This window comes from Pseudorhodoplanes sp. (assembly GCF_035565795.1).
GTDB lineage: Bacteria > Pseudomonadota > Alphaproteobacteria > Rhizobiales > Xanthobacteraceae > Pseudorhodoplanes.
Genome location: NZ_DATMRV010000115.1, coordinates 1 through 2047 on the forward strand (window position 1 = coordinate 1; position 2047 = coordinate 2047).

Annotated in this window: 2 protein-coding genes; both read right to left on the bottom strand. The window is 65.9% G+C overall.

Features of this window, described 5'->3' with window-relative positions:
* Positions 1 to 2 precede the first annotated feature (2 nt).
* Positions 3 to 914, bottom strand: a complete 912-nt coding sequence (locus VNZ93_RS11160; protein WP_325704371.1) for a methylenetetrahydrofolate reductase — start codon at positions 912 to 914, stop codon at positions 3 to 5.
* A gap of 73 nt (positions 915 to 987) precedes the next feature.
* Positions 988 to 2047, bottom strand: a 1060-nt coding sequence (gene leuB, locus VNZ93_RS11165) for a 3-isopropylmalate dehydrogenase (RefSeq protein ID WP_325704374.1), incomplete at its 5' end; no start/stop codon positions are given.

Sequence of the window (2047 nt, forward strand, 5' to 3'; positions counted from 1 at the left end):
CGTTATCCCTTGCGCTTGCGGAACGCCTCGATCACTTCCGGCACCGCGTCGTCATTCATCGGCGCCATGATATGCGCGCCGGCGACGCCGGGGATCTCGGAAATCTCGAGGAGATAATCGGTCAGGATCGCCTTGCCCTCCGCGACCGGATCGGCGGCCGCATCCATGCGATCGATCATCGCGTCCGGCACGATCGAGCCGAACAGCTTCTCCTTGATCCAGCGCGCCGACTTCGCGGAGCGGAACGGCACCACGCCGATGATCATCGAGAGGCCGGGAACGACGCCCTCCTCCTTCAGGCGCTGCGTGTAGCGGCGCAGCACGCCGGCATCCATGCAGAACTGGGTCTGCGCGAAGCGCGCGCCGCCATCGACCTTGCCCTTCAGGCCGACCGGCTTCCAGTCCGCCGCGGGATCGATCGGCGCGTCGGCCGCACCGAGGAAGAAGTCCGCCTTGCCGCCGATCTTCTTGCCGGACGGCAACTCGCCCGCATCGCGCATCCGCGCCGCGGTCGCGAGCAATCCCTTCGCGTCGAGATCGAACACCGGCTTGGTTTCCGGCTGGTCGCCCTGCGTCGGGTCATCGCCGCGCAGCGCGAGAAGATTGCGAACGCCCATCGCCGCCGCACCCATCAAGGCAGCCTGCAGCCCAAGCCGGTTACGATCGCGGCAGGTGAGCTGAAGGATGGGCTCGATCCCATTCATCAACAGGATCGTGGCGGAGGTGACCGAGTCCATATGGGCTCTCGCGCCCGCGCCGTCGGTGACATTCACCGCGTCGGCGAGCCCGCGCAGCGGCAGCGCCTTTTCCAGAAGGTCGTTCCTGTCGCACGACACCGGCGGGGTGATTTCCGCGGTGAGTACGAATTTGCCGGATTTCAGGGTGTCTTCGAGACGCGCAGGAGCGGAGGACATTCAGAACCACACATGCATGAAGGTGCCTCGCGAGGAGGCGGGAGCTGTTACAGGCCTCAATCGGCCGGTTGCGTCAAGCATGGACAGCGGCCGGTTTTTCCGCCGCCATGGCGTCCAGTTCGCGCAGGATGGCGTTGCCCATCTCCACGGTCGAGATCGCGGGCCTGTTGGGCAGCGCGATATCGGGCGTCCGCGCACCGGCCTCGATCGCACGCGTCACCGCATTCTCCAGGAACGCGGCTTCGTCCGGGCGCAGGAAGGTGTGGCGCAGGCACATGGCAAAGCTCAGGATCGCGCCGCATGGATTGGCGATACCCTTGCCGGCGATGTCCGGAGCGCTGCCATGGATCGGCTCGTAGAGTGCGCGATGGCGCTTATCGCCGCCGGCATACATGCCGTTCATCGACGCGGACGGCTGCATGCCGATCGATCCCGCAACCGCCGCGCCGACATCGGACAGGATGTCGCCGAACAGGTTTTCCATCAGCATCACATCGAATTGCGACGGCGCCCGCACGAGCTGCATCGCCGCGTTGTCGACGAACAGATGCGACAGGGCGACGTCGCTGTATTCGCTGTCGTGCAGCCGCTGTACCACCTCGCGCCACAGCCGGCTGGTCTCCAGCACGTTGCTCTTGTCCACCGAACACAGACGGCCGGTACGGGTGCGCGCCAGTTCGAACGCGGCGCGTGCGATCCGCTCGATCTCCGGTTCGCTGTAGACCATGGTGTTTATGCCACGGCGCACGCCGTCGACGGTCTCGATGCCGCGCGGCTTTCCGACATAGATCCCGCCGGTGAGTTCGCGCACGATCATCAGATCGGTGTTGCGCAGCACGTCGGGCCTGACCGGCGAAACCGCGGCCAGTACGGGCAGCGCCTTCACGGGACGGAGGTTGATATAGAGGTTCAGTTCGACGCGCATGCGCATCAGGCCCTGACCCTCGCGCGCCCCGACCGGAAGTGTGTCGTATTCCGGCGAGCCGATTGCCCCGAACAGGATCGCGTCCGCGGCTTCGATTTCGGCCCAGGTTTCGTCGCGCAGCAGCGAGCCATGCGCGCGCCAGGCCGGGATGCCAAAATGCTCCTCGCGCAAATCGACGGCAAGGCCGCGATGCGTGGCGAACCATTCC